Below are 18254 nucleotides of genomic sequence, written 5' to 3'. Positions count from 1 at the left end.
GCTGCTCCCGTAGGGTTGGCACCATGGCTTCCCCTGTGCGTCCTCGCGGCCGGCAGATCAACGCGTACCAGCTCGTCGCCCTCTTCCTGGCGTTCGTGCTGGTCTCCGGCGTCGGCGGGGTGCTCGCGGCCGGGCTCCTCGTGCCGCTCGCCGCCGGGGCGAACACGGCGACCGACACCGCCGTCGAGGTGTTCGACGAGCTGCCGGCCGACCTCGAGCCGGGCCCGCTGTCCGAGCAGTCGCGCATCTACGCGAACGACGGCACGACCCGGCTCGCGACGTTCTACACGGAGAACCGCATCGTCGTCCCGCTGGACCAGGTCTCCGAGCCCATGAAGAACGCGGTCATCGCGATCGAGGACAAGCGCTTCTGGGAGCACGGCGGGGTCGACGTCGAGGGCATCCCGCGCGCGTTCGTCAACAACCTCACGGGCGGCTCGACGCAGGGCGCCTCCACCCTGACGCAGCAGTACGTGAAGAACGTCCTCATCGAGCAGGCCGTGCGCGACGGCGACGTCATGGCGCAGCACGAGGCCAAGGCCGACACGCTCGGGCGCAAGGCGCGCGAGGCGAAGCTCGCCATCTCGCTCGAGAAGAGGATGGGCAAGGAGGAGATCCTCCAGGGCTACCTCAACATCGCCCAGTTCGGACGCTCCGTGTACGGCGTCGAGACGGCCGCGCGGCACTACTTCGGCATCTCGGCGAAGGACCTGGACTACCTCCAGGCGGCCACGATCGCCGGCATCACCAAGGCGCCGTCCACGTACGACCCGACGGCCGACCCGGAGAAGGCCCAGAACCGCCGCAACGTCGTCCTCAACACGATGTACCAGCAGGGGTACATCACCAAGGAGGAGTACGACAAGGGCTTGGCCACCCCCATCGCCGAGACGCTCCAGAACATCCAGCCGCTCGAGGCGGGCTGCCAGGCGTCGGGCGGCTCCGCGTTCTTCTGCGACTACGTCACGAAGGTCATCATGTCGGACCCGGTGTTCGGCGAGACGAAGGCCGAGCGCGAGGCGCTGCTGTACCGCGGCGGGCTCGACATCTACACGACGCTCGACCCGAACATGCAGGCGGCCGCGGAGCAGCACGCGGCGGCTGCGGTCCCGGCGGACGACCCGAGCCAGATCGAGGACGCGATCGTGTCGATCGAGCCGGGGACCGGCAAGATCCTCGCGATGGCGCAGAACCGCGCGTTCGACAACACGCAGGACCCCGCCCCCAACACGACGGCCGTGAACTACAGCACCGACGAGGCGCACGGCGGCTCGCGCGGGTTCTCGCCCGGCTCCACCTGGAAGCCGTTCGTCCTCGCCGAGTGGCTCAAGGAGGGGCACTCGCTCTACGACACGGTCAACGCGAACAAGCGCACCTGGATCGGCAGCCGGGACTTCCGCGCGAGCTGCAAGCGCCTCGGCAACGACCCGTGGACGCCCGCGAACTCCGACGGCCCGGGCAGCGGCTCGATGACGGTGCTCAAGGCGACGTACAACTCGGTCAACACGGCCTACACGACGATCGCCTCCCAGCTCGACCTCTGCGGCGTCGCGGACACCGCGAAGGCGGCCGGTTTCACGCCGTCGTCGAAGGACAAGACCGACATCGAGATCGTGCCGTCGATGATCCTCGGCACCCAGAACTCGTCGCCGATGCACATGGCCGCCGCGTACGCGACGTTCGCCGCGGGCGGCACCTACTGCCAGCCGATCGCCATCACGAAGGTGGTCGCGGGCGACGGCGAGGAGCTGCCCGTCCCGTCGGCGAACTGCCAGCCCGGGGCCATCGACCCGACGATCGCCAACACGGTCACGTACGCCCTCCAGCAGGTGCTCACCCAGGGTTCCGGCCGCGGCAACGCGCTCGCCGACGGCCGGCCGGCCGCGGGCAAGACCGGTACCGCGAACCTCAACAAGCACACGTGGTTCATCGGCTACACGCCGCAGGTCGCCACGGCCGTGTGGATCGGCAACGCCGAGAACGACGTCGAGATGAACGGCCGCTTCACCATCAACGGCAAGACGCGTCCCTACTGGTACGGGTCGAGCCTCGCCGCCCCGACCTGGCGCGACTACATGAACCAGATCCTCGCCGGCCAGCCGGCACCCGGGTTCGCCGAGCCGGACTGGGGCCGTGTCAACGCCCCGACACCCCCGCCGCGCACCCCCTCCCCCTCGACGCCCGAGGGCGGCGGTGACCAGGGCGGTCAGCAGCCCGGCGGCGACCAGCCGGGCGGCGACCAGCCCGACGAGCAGCCGGACAACGAGGCCGACGGCGGCCGGGGCGACCGCGGGGACCGCAGCAACGGCGCGGGCCGCGAGAGCGACCTCGGCGCGTGGCTGGAGAGCCTCGGCGGCGGGGGGAACGGCTGAGCGCCGACGGGGCGCGCCGGGCCCTGCGTGGGCTGGGCGCGCTGGCCGCCGTCGGTGTGGCGGGCGTCGCGTACGCGCACGTGGAGACGAAGCTCTTCACGCTCCGTGAGGCGACCGTCCCCGTCCTGCCGCCCGGCTCGCGCGACCTGCGGGTGCTGCACGTCTCCGACCTGCACCTCGTCCCGACCCAGCGGCGCAAGATCGAGTGGGTGCGCTCGCTCGCCGAGCTCGAGCCCGACCTCGTCGTCGACACCGGGGACAACCTCGCGCACGTCGACGCGCTCGAGCCGCTGCTCGACGCCCTCGCCCCGCTCCTGGCGGTGCCCGGCGCGTTCGTCCTGGGCTCGAACGACTACTTCGCCCCCGTCCCGAAGAACCCGGCGCGCTACCTCCTGCCCGACGCGCGGCTGCCGTTCGCGTCGCAGGCCCGCCTCCTGCCCGCAGCCGAGATGGCCGGCGCGATGCGCGACGCCGGGTGGGTCGACCTCACGAACCGTCGTGACGTCCTCGACGTCGGCGGCGTCCGCCTCGAGCTCGTGGGCGTCGACGACCCGCACCTCGACCGCGACGTCTTCCCCGCGCCCGCGTCGCAGGCTCCGGCCGCTCCGCCGGAGGGCGGCGTGCTCCGGCTCGGGGTCACGCACGCGCCGTACCGGCGGGTGCTGGACCAGATGCACGACGACGGCGCGGAGCTCGTGCTCGCCGGCCACACCCACGGGGGGCAGCTCTGCGTCCCCGGGTTCGGCGCGCTCGTGACCAACTGCGACATCGACCGCAAGCGGGCCAAGGGCCTGCACGGCTGGCCGGGCCCCCGCCCCGACGCCGCGGGCGGCGAGGACTCGACGTGGCTGCACGTCTCCGCCGGCGCAGGCACGTCGCCCTACGCGCCGATCCGGTTCGCGTGCCGCCCCGAGGCGACGCTGCTCACCCTGACGTCGCGCTGACGACGACGCCCCACCCCTCCGCCGAGCACGGGGTCGGCGACCATGATCGCGGGTTTTCGGTCGCTGATCCCGTGCTCGGCGAGAGCGGGGTGGGGGGTGTCGTCAGGGTTACAGGGATCGGGTTTCGTGGCACGGCACTTCGTCGGCTATTCTGGGCAGGCTTCCCGCGGGGAAGACGAGGTCTCCTCGTCGACCGTCACGTGGGCCAGCAGCCGGGGTGTGGCGCAGCTTGGTAGCGCGCTTCGTTCGGGACGAAGAGGTCGCAGGTTCAAATCCTGTCACCCCGACCAGCCGAGAGGCCCGGGATCCGCGAGGATCCCGGGCCTCTCGTCGTTCTCCCACCGCCGCTCCCCCGGCGGCGCGCCCCGGTTCGCGCGAGACTGAGGCCGTCCGCAGTCCCGAACCACCGCGGAGGTCGCCATGAGCGCTGGACGTCACGTCGTCGTCGGAGGAGGGCTCGCCGCGGCGAAGGCGGTCGAGACGCTGCGCGCGGAGGGCTACGACGGCGGGATCACCGTCGTCGCGCGCGAGCCGCACCGCCCGTACGAGCGCCCGCCGCTGTCCAAGGACTACCTGCGCGGTGAGGCCGAGCGTGACGCCGTGTTCCCGCTCGCGGCGGACTGGTACGCCGCGCACGACGTCGAGCTCCTCACCGGGACCACGGCGACGGCCCTCGACCTCGCCGGGCGGGGCGTGACGCTCGACGACGGCCGCACGCTGCCGTACGAGAAGCTGCTGATCGCGACCGGCTCGGACCCCCGCCGGATTCCCCTGCCCGGCGGCGACCTGGACGGCGTCCACGAGCTCCGCACGCTCGACGACAGCGATGCCCTGTCCGGCGCGCTGCGGGCGGCCCGTGACGACGGCGTCGGGCGGCTCGCCGTCGTCGGCGACGGCTGGATCGGGCTGGAGGTCGCGGCGTCCGCCCGCACGCTCGGGCTCGAGGTCACCGTGATGGGGCTCGGCACCCACCCGCTCGAGCGCGTGCTGGGGCCCGAGATGGGCGAGCTGTACGGGCAGGTCCACACCGACCGCGGGGTGCACCTCCACCGCCGCGCCCAGGTCATGGGCATCTCCGGCGACGGTCGTCGGGCGACGGGGGTGGACCTCGCCGACGGCACCCACGTCGACGCCGACCTCGTGCTCGTCGCCGTGGGGGCGGTCCCGAACGTCGGGCTCGCGCGGGACGCCGGGCTCGCCCTCGACTCCGCGACGGGGGGCGTCGTCGCGTCCGCGACGCTCCAGACCACCGACCCCGACGTCTTCGTCGCGGGTGACATCGCGAGCGTGCCCTCGGCACGCTACGGGCGGTCGCTGCGCGTCGAGCACTGGGCGACCGCGCTCCACCAGGGCCCGCACGCCGCCCGCGCGATGCTCGGTGCGACCGACCCCTACCCCGAGCTGCCCTACTTCTTCTCCGACCAGTACGACGTCGGCATGGAGTACCTCGGCTTCGTCGCCGGGCCCGACGCCTACGACGAGGTCGTGCTCTCCGGCTCCGTCCCCGACCGCGAGCTCGTCGCGTTCTGGCTCAAGGACGGCCGCGTCGAGGCCGGCATGGCCGTCAACGTCTGGGACCGCATGGAGGACGTCAAGGCACTGATCCACCGCGACGGCCCGCCCGATCGCCCCGAGCTGGAGTCGTTCGTCCACTGACGCCCTCCGTCGGCCGACCAGGCGGTCCCGGCGGTTCGAGCAGGTGGTCTCGGCTCGTCCGGCCGGCGGGACGCGCCCAGACCACCTGTTCGGCGCAGGGCCCGGGGGGAGGGTGGTGGTCAGGGGAGGGCGCGCTCGGGCGAGCCGACGTACTGGCTGAGCGGGCGGATGAGGGCGTTGGCGGCGCGCTGCTCCATGACGTGCGCGGTCCAGCCGACGACGCGCGACGCGACGAACAGCGGCGTGAACATCGGGGTGTCGAAGCCCATGAGGTGGTACGCCGGGCCGGCCGGGTAGTCGAGGTTCGGCAGGATGTTCTTGCGCTCGGTCATCGCGGTCTCGAGCGCGGTGTAGAGCTCGAGGAGGTCCGGGCGGTCGTAGTGCTCGACGAGGTCGTCGAGCGTCGCGCGCATGGTGGGGACGCGCGAGTCGCCGTGCTTGTAGACGCGGTGCCCGAAGCCCATGATCTTGCGCTTGTGGGCGAGCGCGTCGTCGAGCCACGCCGCCGCGCGGTCGGCGGTGCCGATCTCGGCGAACGTCGCCATGACGGCCTCGTTCGCGCCGCCGTGGAGGGGGCCCTTGAGCGCGCCGACGGCGCCCGTCACGGCGGAGTGCAGGTCGGACAGCGTGGACGTGATGACCCGCGCCGTGAACGTGGACGCGTTGAACGAGTGCTCGGCGTACAGCACCATCGACACCTCGAACGCGCGCACGACGGCGGGCTCGGGCTCCTCGCCGAACGTCATCCACAGGAAGTTCTCGGCGTAGGAGAGGTCGTCGCGCGGCTCGACGAGCTGGAGGCCGCGCCGACGGCGCTGGTCGAGCGCGACGGCGGCGGGCAGCACGGCCCACAGGCGGACCGCCTTGGCCTGCTCGGCCTCGGGCGAGGAGTCCTCGGCGTCGGGGTCGTGCGCGCCGAGCTGGGAGACGGCGGTGCGGACGACGTCCATGGGGTGGCACGTCGTCGGCAGCTCGAGGATGGCGTTGCGCACGTGGCCGGGCAGCGCGCGGTGCGCCCGCTCGACGGCGGTCTGCTCGGCGAGCTGCTCCGGCGTGGGCAGCTCGCCGTGCCACAGGAGGTACGCGACCTCCTCGAAGCTGCGGCGCGCGGCGAGGTCCTGGACCGGGTAGCCGCGGTACAGAAGCGAGTTCGTCTCGGGGTTGACCTTCGAGATCGCGGTGACGTCGACGACGACGCCCGCGAGGCCCTTGCGGATCTCGGGCGCGTCGGTGGTCGGTGCGGTGGTGGTCATGCGGTCACTCCTTCGTGCAGCACGGGTCGCGGGGAGATGCCGGCGCCGCGGCCCCACGGGCGCGCGGCACCGGCCGGTCGTCAGGGCCGGTAGGTGAAGATGCCCTCGTCGAAGGTGTTGTAGGCGGCGTAGTCGAGCAGCTCGTAGAGGCGCGCGCGCGTCTGCATGCCCTCGACCTGCCCCGCCTGGGTGCCGGTCGCGGCGATCTCGTCGAGCGCGCGCTCGGCGGCCCCCATCGCGACCCGCAGGAGCGTGACGGGGTAGATGATCAGCCGCACGCCCGCGTCGCCGAGCTGGCGGCGCGTGAAGAGCTCGGACTTGCCGAACTCGGTCATGTTGGCGAGCACGGGCACGTCCACGGCCGACGCGACGGCCTCGAACTCCGACAGGTCCTTCATGGCCTCGGGGAAGATCGCGTCGGCCCCCGCGTCGACGAGCGCCTTGGCGCGGTCGATCGCGGCGCGCAGCCCGGCGTCGCCGGGGATCGTGCCGCGGACGTCGGTGCGCGCCATGATCAGGAAGCCGGGGTCGCGGCGCGCGTCGGCGGCCGCCCGCACGCGCTTCGCCGCCTCGTCGAGCCCGACGACCTCCTTGCCGTCGAGGTGGCCGCACCGCTTGGGGTTCACCTGGTCCTCGACGTGCGCGCCCGCGACGCCCGCGTCCTCGAGCGCCTGGACGGTGCGCGCGACGTTCATCGGCTCGCCGAAGCCGGTGTCGGCGTCGACGAGCGCGGGCAGGTCGGTGACGCGCGCGATCTGCTGCGAGCGCCCCGCGACCTCCGTGAGGGTCGTGAGGCCGATGTCGGGCAGGCCGAGGTCGGCCGACAGCACGGCCCCCGACACGTACACGCCCTCGAAGCCCTTGTCCTCGATCAGGCGCGCGGACAGCGGGTTGAACGCGCCCGGGAGCCGCAGCGGCTCCCCCGTGGTCGCCGCGGCGTCGAGCGCCGCGCGGAACGCGCGCCGCTTGTCCGACGGCGTCACCTGGCTGTACAGCATCAGCGGGCCTCTCCCTCGGTCGTCGCGTCCGCCTCGTGCATGGTGAAGCCCTCGCCCTCGAACGCGGCGGGCGCCTCGCCGGCGTCGTCGCGCCCCAGCTCGAACAGGCCGGTCGGGGTGGGGACGGAGTCGAGGAGCCCGGGCCGCCCGACGATCGTCAGCTCGCGCACCTCCGCGGGCGTGAGCTCCGGGAGCCGCTGCGCGAGGTCGAGGAAACGCTCGATCTCGGCGTCCTCGAGGACGCCCGCGGCGAGCGTGCGGAACTTCTTCACGTACTGCTCGCGGCCGAACGGCCGCGCCCCGAGCGGGTGCGCGTCGGCGACGGCGATCTCGCGGACGAGGCGGCCGCCGTCGGCCAGCTCGATCTCCACGCGCCCGCCGAACGCCTTCTCGGCCGGGTCGGTCGAGTGGTAGCGGCGCGTCCACTCGGGGTCCTCCGCCGTCGTGACCTTGGCCCACAGCGCGACGGTGTCGGGGCGGCCCGCGCGCTCCGGGGCGTACGAGTCGACGTGGTGCCAGCCGCCGTCCTGCAGCGCGACCGCGAAGATGTAGGGGATCGAGTGGTCGAGCGTCTCGCGCGACGCCGTCGGGTCGTACTTCTGCGGGTCGTTCGCGCCGGAGCCGATCACGTAGTGCGTGTGGTGGCTCGTGTGGATGACGATCGACGCGACGTTCTCGGGGTCGGCGAGCCACGGGTGCTCGTCGTGCAGGGCCCGCGCGAGGTCGATGAGCGCCTGCGACTGGTACTCCGCGGAGTGCTCCTTGGTGTACGTGTCGAGGATCGCGGTCTTCGGCTCGCCCGGGGCCGGGAGCACGACGTCGTACGCCGCGTCCGGGCCGTCGAGCAGCCACGCGACGACGCCGTCCTCGCCCTCGTAGATCGGCTCGGGCGACGTCTGCCCGCGCATCGCCCGGTCGACGGCCTCGACCGCGACCTTGCCCGCGAACGCCGGGGCGTGCGCCTTCCACGTGGAGATCTGGCCCTTGCGGGACTGGCGCGTGGCCGTCGTCGTGTGCAGCGCCTGGCCGATCGCCTGGAACACCGTCTCGGTGTCGAGGCCGAGCAGCGTCCCGATGCCCGCGGCGGCCGACGGCCCGAGGTGCGCGACGTGGTCGATCTTGTGCCGGTGCAGGCTGATCGCGCGCACGAGGTCGACCTGGACCTCGTACCCGGTCGCGATCGCGCGGACGACGGCGGCGCCGTCGGACCCGGCGTGCTGCGCGACGGCGAGGATCGGCGGGATGTTGTCACCCGGGTGGGAGTACTCGGCGGCGAGGAACGTGTCGTGGAAGTCGAGCTCGCGCACCGCGACGCCGTTCGCCCAGGCCGCCCACTCCGGGCTCGTGCGGGTGGTGAGCTCGCAGCCGAACACCGTCGTGCCCGGCGTGTACGGGTGCGCGAGCGCCTGGCCGCGCGCCGCGACGGCCGGGCCGCGCGTGAGGCTGGCCGCGGCGACGGCCGCGTTGTCGATGACCCGGTTGACGACCATGTCGACGACCTCGGGCGTGACCTCGACCGGGTCGGTCGCGAGCTCGGCGAGCTTCCACGCGAGCTGGTCGGTGCGGTCGAGCGGCTCCGCGCTGGGGTAGACGCGCAGGTGGTGGGTGTACGGCATCAGTGTCTCCGTCGTGCGGTGGGCGGTGGTCAGGGGAGGTCGTCGGTCGTCGACCCCGCGCCGCGCAGCGACTGCTCGGCGAGGGCGGCGCTGCGCTCGATGTGGGCGCGCATCGCCACCTCGGCGGCGGCGGCGTCGCGGCTCGCGATCGCGTCGGCGACGGCGCGGTGCTCGTCGACGTGGTCGGTGGTGCCGACGCGACGACGCGCGGCGAGCGCGCGGTACCGGTCGACGTGGCCGCGGATCTGGCGCAGGAGCGCCGAGCCCCAGCGGTTGTCGGCGAGCGCCTCGATCTCGCCGTGGAACTGGGCGCCGATGCGCAGCACCTCGTCCTCGTGGTCGCGGACCGCGTCCATGAGCGTCACGAGGCGCGCGAGCCGCGCGACGTCGTCGGGCGTGGCGCGCTCGCACGCGTCCCGGGCGAGGAGGCCCTCGAGGCGGGCGCGCACGTCGTAGACGCGCCGCGCGTCGGCGAGGTCGAGCGGCGCGACGCGCACTCCCCCGGTGGGCAGCTCGACGACGAGCGCCTCGGCCTGGAGCAGCCGCAGCGCCTCGCGCACCGGGGTCCGCGAGACGCCGAGCTCGGCGGAGAGCACGGGCTCGGTGAGCCGCGCGTCGGGCGCGAGGGAGCCGTCGATGATGCGGCCGCGCAGGAGGTCGTAGACCGCGCGGGCGCCGGACTGGCGGCGCGCGAGGCCCGCGTCGCCGGGCGCCGTCATGGCCTGCCCGACGGCGGTGCGCAGCTCGGGCGTCGTCGTCACCCGGCCATCGTGCCACAGCCTCTGCGCACTTGTATACAACTCGGTCGGCGCCTCAGACCCGCGCCTCTGACCCGCGCCGCGATGTCACATCGCGGGGCGCCGCGTCGTCGTCCGGGCATGAGGATCGCCGTGGTGGGTGGGACAGGGACCGTCGGTCGGCACGTCGTGGCGGAGCTGGCCGCGCGCGGCCACGAGGTGCGGGCGCTGAGCAGGCACGTGCGGGAGCACCCCGTCGACCTGACGACGGGCGCGGGCCTCGCCGCGGCGCTCGACGGCGTCGACGTCGTGGTCGATGCGAGCAGCACCGCGACGTCGCTGCGGCACGTGCGCGCGGCGGTCGTCGACGGGACGCGGCGCCTGCTCGCCGCCGAGCGCGCCGCGGGCGTGCAGCACCACGTGCTCGTGTCGGTGGTGGGGTGCCACGATGTGCCGATGGCCTACTACGCCGCCAAGGTCGCGCAGGAGCGCGAGGTTGAAGACGGCGGCGTGCCGTGGACCGTCGTCGCGGCGACCCAGTTCCACGAGCTCGTCGCCGCGACGCTCGGGGCCGCGGCGCGCCGGGGCGTCGTGCCCCTGCTGCGCGCCCCGGTCCAGCCGGTCGCCGCCGCCGAGGCGGGCGCCGCCGTCGCGGCCGCGGCCGTGCGCGACCCGCTCGGTGGCACCACGACCGTCGCGGGTCCCGAGGTGCTCGACCTGCGCGACGCGGCGCGCACCTGGCGCGCCGCGACCGGCTCGCGCGGCGTCCCCGTCCGGGTGCCGCTCCCCGGCGCGCTCGGTCGCGCGCTGCGCGCCGGCGGCCTCACCGACCCGCACCCCGACGTCCGCGGCACCACGACCTTCCGGGTCTGGCTCGCCGCGCAGCGCGCCGAGCGGGCGGCTGCGCGGTGACCGGCCCGGCCGCGGACGACCTCGCGCGCGCGTTCGAGGCCGAGCGCCCGCGCCTCCTGCGCCTCGCCTACACGACCACCGGCTCCTGGTCCGACGCCGAGGACTGCGTCCAGGACGCGTGGCTGCGGCTGCGCACCCAGGACGCGGGCGCGATCCGCAACCTCGCGGCCTGGCTCACGACGACGGTCGGGCGGCTCGCGCTCGACGTGCTCGGGAGCGCGCGGGCACGCCGCGAGCGGTACGTCGGGACGTGGCTCCCGGAGCCGGTCGTGACGACCCCGGGCGCCGCCTCGCCGGTCGCCGCGAGCGCCGTCGACGCGGCGGACCCGGCCGACCGCGTGACGCTCGACGAGGAGGTGAGCATGGCCCTGCTCGTCGTGCTCGAGCGCCTCTCCCCCGCGCAGCGCGTCGCGTTCGTGCTCCACGACGTGTTCGGGCTGCCCTTCGACGAGGTGGGCGACGTCGTCGGGCGCTCGCCCGCCGCCGTCCGCCAGCTCGCGGCGCGCGCCCGCAAGGACGTGGAGGCGGGGCGGCCGCGCGGGACCGCGACGCGCGCCGAGCAGACCCGCGCCGTCGAGGCGTTCGTCGCGGCCTGCTCCGACGCCGACCTGCCAGCCCTGCTCGCGGTGCTCGACCCCGACGTCGTGCTGCGGGGCGACGGCGGCGGCAAGGTCCGCGCGCTGCGGCACACCGTGCGCGGGGCGGCGACGGCGGGTCCCGTGCTGCTCAGCTACCTGCGCACGCCGCCCGAGGCGATGCGCCTGGTCGACGTCAACGGCGCGCCCGGGCTGCTCCTGCGCGACGGTTCCGGGGTGCTCACGGTGATCGCGTTCACCGTGGACGAGGGGCGCGTGGCCGCGATCGACGTGGTGCGCAACCCCGACAAGCTGGGGACGGTGCCCACGGGCCTCCTCGACACAGACCCCGCGTGACCAGGGCTCAGGGGCGGTAGCCGTCCGCGGGCCAGGTGCCGTAGCCGTCCAGGTGCTCGTCGGCGTCGCGCACGTAGTCGTCGACCGGGGCCATGCGCTCGGCCATCTCGAAGTGCCAGTCCACGAGCTCGCCGAGCGGGACGGGCGTGCGCGACGACCGGGCGACGTCGCGCCCCTCCTCCGACCACAGGGGCGGGTAGACGCTCAGCCCTTCGTCGAGGCGCACGGTGCCGATCTCGTCGTACCAGCCGGGCCAGCGCACGGGCGCGTAGAACTCGGCGGTCCCCCCGCTCACGGACCACTCGAGGAACGCGGCCTGGCCGAACCCGAGGTCGAGCCAGGAGAGCGAGCCGGGCGCGAAGTAGTGGACGTTGCCGAGCGGGCCGGGGAGCCCACCGCCGTTGATCGCGAACGTGCCGCCGAGCACGTCGTACGCGACGACGAGGACGGACGGCGCGACGCTGTCCTCGCCCGGCTCCCCGAGGCCGTTGACGGTCGCGAGGTCCGGCAGCCCGGCCCCGCCCCCGCCGATGATCCGGAGCCAGCCGCCGTCGACGAGGACCCCGCCCGTGTGCAGGGCGAGCGCGCCGAGGGTCGAGCGGACGGTGACCTGGAGCCGGTAGAGGACCTCGAGCGACCAGGCGGGAGCAGGCACGACCTCGACGCCGCCGCGACCCAGCATGCGCGAGAGCGTCGGCCACGCCGGGTCGTCGACCGCAGCGAGCTCCGCAGCCGTCCGCACTGTCATGGCCGGATCATGCCAGATGTTGCCGGTCCGCAGGAGTCCTGGTAAAAGCGCGGGGCCCCTGCGCGCCCGGCTCGTCCGGCGATGCGCCGAAAAGACCGGTTCCCCGCCGTGACCGGCCCCGGGTCGGGTCGTGCCTGTTCCCGGCACGGTGAAGACGCCGGGCGGACCGTGGGGAGGACGTCGGCGCGCCACCCCGCGCCGTCGCGGCGGCCGGTACGGTCGCGGCCGTGGACGACGACGGCACGCCCTCTCCCGAGCGCGCCACCGACCCCGGCGCGCGGACGGCCCCACCACGAGCGCGGCGACGGCGCGGCCCCCTCGTCGCGGTGGCCGCCGCGGGCGTGGGCGGCGTCCTCGCGGTGGTGGCCGCCGTCGTCGGGCCGGCGGCGCTGCGCACCGCCGCCGAGCAGCCCGCACCGGCGACCTCGTCCGTGGCGCCCAGGGCCGGCGCACCCGAGGAGACGCCCTCGCCGACCTCTCCGGAGAGCGACCGCGAGGCGGTCGCGGCGCGGCTGCGCGCGCTGCCGGGCGTCGCGGCCGTGGAGGCCCTGGGGACCGCGGGCGAGTCGGCGCGCGTGACGCTGGTCAGCCCGCTGCCGACGCCGGAGGAGGCGCAGCGCACCGCCGACGACGCCAGCGCGATCGTCGCCGCCGTGCCCGGCGGTGGCGGCTGGTCGCTCCGCGTCGAGGGCACGGGCGCGGGTGGCGGGACGCTCGCCGTCGCGCACGGTCCGGGCGCGGACACCGACCGCGGCGTCGACCCGGCCACCGGGGAGCCTCGCCCCGAGCTCCTCGGGACCGACGCCGTCGCCGACGCGGTGCGCCTCGTCGCGCACGAGCCCGTGCGGCACGTGTTCCTCTCCCCGGGGTCCGCGTCGGTCGACGTCCGCGCGGCCGGCGACCTCGTCGCGACCGCCGCGCTCGTGCGCACCGAGGGCCGCGGGCTGACGAGCCTCGGCGTCGAGGGCTCGGGCGTCGGCACCTACGACGGCGACGGGCTCACCGTCCCCGACGACGCCCTGCTCACGCTCCTGGTCGGCGTCGCCGCGGAGCCCGGCGTGACGCAGGTCGTGCACGAGGCCGTGCGCGACACGTTCCCGCAGGACCCCCTGCTCACGGTGATCACCTCGGGCGACGCGGCCGTCGTCGCGCGCGTGCTCGACGACGCCGCGTACGCCGGCCCGCCGCTCGCGTACCAGGTCCACGGCTCGACCGACGGCGGCGCGTCCGCGACGCGCTCCGGGTTCGTCGCGGGAGCCGCCGCCCCGACGACCGGGACGCGCCCCGCGGGCGCGTGCGGGCCCGACGACCTCGCGCTGGGCGCGCTGGGGTTCGACGCCGCGGCGGGGCGCCGGTTCCTCACCGTCACGGCCCGCAACGACGGCGCCGCGGAGTGCGTCCTCGCGGGCGCGCCCGCCGTCCGCTTCGTCGCCGACGACGGCACGGAGACGGACGTGCTCCTCGAGCCGGACGACGACGGCCTCGCCCCGCTCACGCTCGCGCCGGGCGCCACGGCCTGGGCCGCGCTCTCGTGGCGCGGCGGGTCGACGGCCGACGACCCGCCGCTCGTCACGACGCTGCTCGTGGCCCCGCACCCGGGCGACCCCGAGGCCGTGGTCGGGCTCGCCGGGATCCCCGGCGTCGGGGACGGGCTCGACCTGCTCGGCGGCGGGACCGCGACGATCGGGTCGTGGACGCCCGCGCGGGCGGGATGACGAGCCCCCCCGCGGTCCGCGGGGTCCGTCGGCGGTCTGCCGACGGACCCCGAGAACGTCAGCTCAGGCACTCCCGAGCCATCTGGCTCCCCGACTGCACGCCGTCGACGACCGACACCCGGTCGACCGCGCCCCGCCAGTGGTCCGACCACGTGCCGTCGCGCTGCGCCCGACCGACGTGGAGCGCACCGCTCGACGGCCAGCCCGGGCTCGTGGTCGCGACGGTCCCCGCGAGCGTCGTCTCGCCCGCACCCGGCTCGTCCACCGAGCCGATCTCGCAGACGTAGAGGCGCAGCTCGCCCGCGGCGGCGTCCCGCACGCCCGTCAGTCGCACCCACGCCCCGGGCTTCACCTCGACGCCGGAGAGCGCGACGGTCGATGCCGAGCCGTCGGCGTCGGCGTCCGCCGTCCAGAACGCCCAGCACGTGCCGGACGCCGTCCCGCACGCGGCGTCGTGCCGTACCCCCAGCGAGAACGCGCTGGCCCGGTCGCCGACCTGGCTCACGGCGGCACGCGTCGCCCCGGTCGCGTCGGCTCGCACGGTCGCCCCCACGGAGAAGGCGCCCGCCGTCGGCGCCACGGACGTCGCGGACCAGGCGGCGGACGCGTCGTCGCCGATCACGAGCGCGCCGTCCGACGGGTCGAGCCCGAAGTCCGCGAGGTACCCGCGACCCCACATCCCGTCGTGAGCGAGGGTGAGCGGGCGGCTGCCCGCGACGTCGCGCGCGACCAGGCCCGAGCCCTCGGAGAACGCCCAGCGCACCGGCGCCGCGCTCGTCACGGAGAACCGGTAGAGGCGCACCGGGCCCGTCGCACCGGCGGCGTCGACCGCCTGCGCGGAGATCCGGTGGCTCCCGCTCGCCGTCGGCGTGAACTCGACCCGCTCACCGGGCACCGCAGAACGGTCCAGGGCGTCGGAGTCGAACGAGTAGCGGATCGCGACGACCCCCGGCTCGTCGGTGAACAGCACGAACGCGCCGCGCACGCCGACTCCCCCGGCCGTCGTGTCCTCCCGGTAGACCGCGGGCTCGCCCTCGACGGGCGTGACCACGGGCTGCTGCTCCGGTCGCACGAGGTCGGCCACGAACTCGCACCGGCTCGGCTCGCTCCAGGCCCCGCCGTCCGCCGTCGCCGCACGCGCCTCCCACGCGTACACGCCGTCGTGCTGCAGCAGACCCGACGGCACCACCGCCGCCGCGACCGTCCCCGGGGACTGGGCCGGCGTCTCCGTCGTCCACAGCTCGGCGCCCGTCGCGACGTCGTGCACGGCGAACCGGGCCAGGAGCGCCCCGGATCCCCCGCCGGAGAGCTCCGCCCGGAGCGTCGGCGTGCTCGACCGCACTGCCGGTCGCTCCTCGCCCGTCACGCACGCGCTCTCCGGGTCCGTGGTCCCGAGCGCTGTCGCAGATGCTCCGGTCGTCGGCGCGAGCGCGAGCTCGAGAGTCGTCCCCGCGCCGAGCAGGGCCAGCCCGGACCGTGCACCGGAGAGGCCGAGCGCGAGGGGACCGCCAGACGCGACCGCCTCGGTGACGGGCGCGGTGACGTCCCAGGACACGGCGCCCCAGCGGTCGCAGCGCCCCGCCGAGGCGGCCGAGGCGGCGGCGGGGCCCCACGTCGAGGCGTGGTTCGCCCACGTGCTCGACCGGACCACCGCGCCCACCACGTGCGCCGTGACCGGCGCGGTACGGCACTGCGCACCCTGCACGCCCGACGTCCGGAGCGTCGCCCCGGTGACGGTCGCGCCCGCGGGCACCGCCGAGCCGATCGCCTCCGTGAAGTCCCACGCCACGCGCGTCTCGCCCAGGACCGTGCACAGGAGACCGGAATCGCACCCGCCGACGGCCTGCGAGCCCGTGAACCCGTACCCGGACGCCGACCGCGGCAGCGCCTGCCGCAGCACCGCCCGCGGGACGTCGCTCCCCGAGAGCACGACGGGCGCGCCCTCGTCCGCGACCACGTCGACCGGCAGCGGTCCTGCGCTCGCCGTCGTCGCGCCCGCCACCAGGCCGGAGAGGGCCAGGACGGCGCTCAGCAGCACCCCCGTGGTCCTCCGCGTCGTTCGTCCCACGTCTCCCCCGATCATGCGCTCGCCGTCGTCGGCGAGGTCGCTGCCGCATGCTCCGGTCGTCCTCGACCAGGTCGTCCCACGGCAGATGCCGGAAATGTACACCCGCGCGGCACCACCGTCGGCACGCGCCGGCGTCGACCGGTCGCGACCGGGTCCGCGCTCACCCGAACGTCGCGGTGAACACCTGGACGCCGGGCGGGACGTCGAGCTCGACGAGCCCCTCCGTCGGGCCGTCGCCCTCCAGGACGGGGTAGAGCGTCGGGCTGCCGGCGACGTCGATCTCGCGGGTCGTGGTCCGCCCGTCCGTCGTGACGCGGGCCGTGACCGTGCCCTCGCCGCCGAGCACCGTGAACACGTCGGTCGAGCGGTACGCGAGGCGCACGCGCGCGTCGTCCGACACGGCGGTGGCGCCCTGGAAGTCGACGTCCCACGTGCCGCCGAGCGAGAACGTGTCCTGCCGCTGGTCGTCGGCGAGCGTGAAGTCCTGCTGCCCCGCGGCGTAGCGCGGCTCGCCGGCGTAGTTGACGACGCGCTTGATGGAGAAGTAGGTCTCGGGCGTCGTCTCGTCCTGCGGCGTGGTGTCGCCGACGGCGGTGGGCTCGGGCAGCTCGACGCCGGGGTTCGCGTCCTCGAGGAGCTCGCGCACCAGACGCTCGGTGTCCTCGTACCCGCCCTCCCCGAAGCGGATGTGGCGCACGGTCCCGTCGGCGTCGACGAGGTACTGCGCGGGCCAGTAGCGGTTCCGGTAGGCGGTCCAGGTCGCGTACGCGTTGTCCTGGGCCACGGGGTAGGTGACGCCGAGGTCCTGCGCGCCCGCGACGACGTTGCGCGTCTCGCGCTCGAACGCGAACTCGGGCGTGTGGACCCCGACGACCTCGAACCCCGCGCCGACGTCGCGGTACCGGTCGTACCAGGCGTTGACGTGCGGGATCGCGCGCTGGCAGTTGATGCAGGAGTAGGTCCAGAAGTCGACGAGCACGACCTTGCCGCGCAGCCCCTCGAGCGTCAGCGCCTCGCCGCCCGGGGTGTTGAGCCACGTGTCGATGCCGCGCAGCTCCGGGGCGGTGCCGCAGTCCTCCAGCACGGGCGCGCCGTTCGAGCAGTTCGACAGCTCGCGGTTCTCGTCGGTGACGAGCCCGCCGAGGTCGAGCGCCTCGCGCACGGCGTCGTTCTCGTCGACCCGCTGCTGGAGCGCGCCCGTGTAGTCGGGCAGGGCGCGCTGGAGGGCGGCGGGGAGGTTGAGCGCGAGCGCGCCCGCGAGCGCGATCATCACGACGCCGCCCGTGACGCGGATGCCGCGCGTGTGCCGCTGGAACCCGCGGACCCGCTCCGCGACGCGGCGCCCCGCGAGCGCGAAGACCAGGAGCGGGATCGCCGCCCCGACCGCGAACGACACCGTGAGGGCGACGGTGCCCGGGCCGATGTTCCCCGTCGCCCCGGCCACGGTGATCGCCGCGAGGACGGGCCCGGCGCACGGCACGTACAGCACGCCGAGGCCGAGGCCGAGCACGAACGCCCCGCGGTCCTGGCGGGCGGCGCCGCGGCGCGCCCCGAGCGCGGCGATCCGCCGGAACGGCCGCTCCAGGACCTCCTCGACGCGCGGCACGATCATCCCCACGCCGATCGCGACGAGGAGCACGATGCCCGCCCAGCGCAGCAGGTCCTGCGGGAGCCCGAGCGCGGTCAGCAGGAGGGAGCCGAGGAGCGTGAAGACGCTGAAGCTGAGGACCAGTCCTGCGATGACGAGGTAGGGGCGCCACGAGCGGCGCGCGGCCCGCCGGGTCGTGCGGCGCCCGCCGTCGACCGGGGCAGCGGGCTCGGCGGCCTCGCGCGTCGACAGATCCAGGGCGAGCGTCCCGCCGCGCGTCGGCCGGGCCGTGACCTCCCGGGCTCCGGCGGCCTCCCGCGCGCCGCCCGGGCCGCCCCGGCCGCGCGGCCCCGCGGTCGGGCGACCGCCGACGCGGACCGCGTCGGGGACGCCCGCGAACAGCCCCGGGGAGACGCCGCCCGCCCCGGTCTCCGCGGTGCCCGACGGCGTCTCCCCCGTGCGCGCGCCCTGCACGCCGCCCGCGAAGAAGATGACGGGCAGCATGGGCAGGATGCACGGCGAGATCCCCGTGATGAGTCCGCCGAGCAGGCCGATGACGATGAGCGTCTCCATGCCCGGGGTTCGGACCGGCGGCCCTCGCGGATGGGTCCACCACGCGTCGAGCGCACGACGACGGGCGCACGACGGGCGCACGACGGGCGCACGACGGGCGCACGACGACGGCCCCGACCGTCCGGTCGGGGCCGTCGGGACC

Annotated in this window: 12 protein-coding genes, 1 tRNA gene and 1 pseudogene; 7 read left to right on the top strand and 7 right to left on the bottom strand. The window is 75.3% G+C overall.

Annotation, left to right across the window (positions count from 1 at the left end; translation table 11 throughout):
* Nucleotides 1-23 precede the first annotated feature (23 nt).
* The 4 genes from AC3WT4_RS05795 to AC3WT4_RS05780 all read left to right on the top strand — a co-directional run bounded on the left by AC3WT4_RS05795 (nt 24) and on the right by AC3WT4_RS05780 (nt 4972).
* On the top strand, nt 24-2372 hold the full coding sequence (locus AC3WT4_RS05795; RefSeq protein WP_074802988.1) for a transglycosylase domain-containing protein: 2349 nt from the start codon (nt 24-26) through the stop codon (nt 2370-2372).
* Nucleotides 2336-3316 (top strand): metallophosphoesterase, encoded by a 981-nt coding sequence (locus AC3WT4_RS05790; RefSeq protein WP_492314957.1) that lies wholly within the window; start codon nt 2336-2338, stop codon nt 3314-3316. Before AC3WT4_RS05795 ends, AC3WT4_RS05790 begins: the two co-directional genes overlap by 37 nt.
* Nucleotides 3317-3529: 213 nt before the next feature.
* A tRNA-Pro gene (locus AC3WT4_RS05785) sits at nt 3530-3606 on the top strand.
* Between the two features lie 130 nt (nt 3607-3736).
* Nucleotides 3737-4972 carry an NAD(P)/FAD-dependent oxidoreductase gene (locus AC3WT4_RS05780; protein ID WP_492314956.1) on the top strand — a complete coding sequence of 412 codons (1236 nt, stop codon included), beginning with the start codon at nt 3737-3739 and terminating at the stop codon, nt 4970-4972.
* Between the two features lie 119 nt (nt 4973-5091).
* Here the strand turns inward: AC3WT4_RS05780 and AC3WT4_RS05775 are convergent, their stop codons facing one another.
* The 4 genes and pseudogenes from AC3WT4_RS05775 to AC3WT4_RS05760 all read right to left on the bottom strand — a co-directional run bounded on the left by AC3WT4_RS05775 (nt 5092) and on the right by AC3WT4_RS05760 (nt 9600).
* The gene (locus AC3WT4_RS05775) at nt 5092-6225 is read right to left on the bottom strand and encodes a bifunctional 2-methylcitrate synthase/citrate synthase (protein ID WP_492314955.1); all 1134 of its coding nucleotides are present in this window, start codon (nt 6223-6225) and stop codon (nt 5092-5094) included.
* A gap of 80 nt (nt 6226-6305) precedes the next feature.
* A complete protein-coding gene (prpB, locus tag AC3WT4_RS05770; RefSeq protein ID WP_074802999.1) occupies nt 6306-7223 on the bottom strand; it encodes a methylisocitrate lyase in 918 nt (305 codons plus the stop codon).
* Nucleotides 7224-7324: 101 nt separating this feature from the next.
* Nucleotides 7325-8839 (bottom strand): annotated as a pseudogene (locus AC3WT4_RS05765) (MmgE/PrpD family protein); the annotation flags it as partial.
* 29 nt (nt 8840-8868) lie between these two features.
* The gene (locus AC3WT4_RS05760) at nt 8869-9600 is read right to left on the bottom strand and encodes a GntR family transcriptional regulator (RefSeq protein ID WP_492314954.1); all 732 of its coding nucleotides are present in this window, start codon (nt 9598-9600) and stop codon (nt 8869-8871) included.
* A 129-nt stretch (nt 9601-9729) separates the two neighbouring features.
* Between AC3WT4_RS05760 and AC3WT4_RS05755 the strand changes: the two genes are divergently transcribed.
* Together AC3WT4_RS05755 and sigJ are read left to right on the top strand one after the other, a co-directional pair.
* Nucleotides 9730-10488, top strand: coding sequence for an SDR family oxidoreductase (locus AC3WT4_RS05755; RefSeq protein ID WP_492314953.1), 759 nt, complete (start codon nt 9730-9732; stop codon nt 10486-10488).
* The gene (sigJ, locus tag AC3WT4_RS05750) at nt 10485-11420 is read left to right on the top strand and encodes an RNA polymerase sigma factor SigJ (RefSeq protein ID WP_492314952.1); all 936 of its coding nucleotides are present in this window, start codon (nt 10485-10487) and stop codon (nt 11418-11420) included. Before AC3WT4_RS05755 ends, sigJ begins: the two co-directional genes overlap by 4 nt.
* A 7-nt stretch (nt 11421-11427) precedes the next feature.
* Here the strand turns inward: sigJ and AC3WT4_RS05745 are convergent, their stop codons facing one another.
* A complete protein-coding gene (locus AC3WT4_RS05745) occupies nt 11428-12168 on the bottom strand; it encodes a DUF2625 family protein (protein ID WP_083384559.1) in 741 nt (246 codons plus the stop codon).
* Nucleotides 12169-12395: 227 nt separating this feature from the next.
* Here AC3WT4_RS05745 and AC3WT4_RS05740 point away from each other — a divergent pair, with 227 nt between their 5' ends.
* Nucleotides 12396-13883, top strand: coding sequence for a DUF4232 domain-containing protein (locus AC3WT4_RS05740; RefSeq protein WP_492314951.1), 1488 nt, complete (start codon nt 12396-12398; stop codon nt 13881-13883).
* A gap of 58 nt (nt 13884-13941) precedes the next feature.
* On the opposite strand, the gene AC3WT4_RS05735 is transcribed toward AC3WT4_RS05740, so the two are convergent.
* Both AC3WT4_RS05735 and AC3WT4_RS05730 read right to left on the bottom strand, forming a co-directional pair.
* Complete coding sequence (locus AC3WT4_RS05735; protein WP_492314950.1) at nt 13942-15921, bottom strand: LamG-like jellyroll fold domain-containing protein; 1980 nt, start codon at nt 15919-15921, stop codon at nt 13942-13944.
* Nucleotides 15922-16111: 190 nt separating this feature from the next.
* Entirely contained in the window at nt 16112-18112 is a 2001-nt protein-coding gene (locus AC3WT4_RS05730; protein ID WP_492314949.1) for a cytochrome c biogenesis protein DipZ, read from the bottom strand.
* Nucleotides 18113-18254 lie beyond the last annotated feature (142 nt).

The organism is Cellulosimicrobium sp. EB106-03-01-XG111 (genome assembly GCF_058792115.1).
This window is presented reverse-complemented; position numbering and strand designations above follow the sequence as displayed.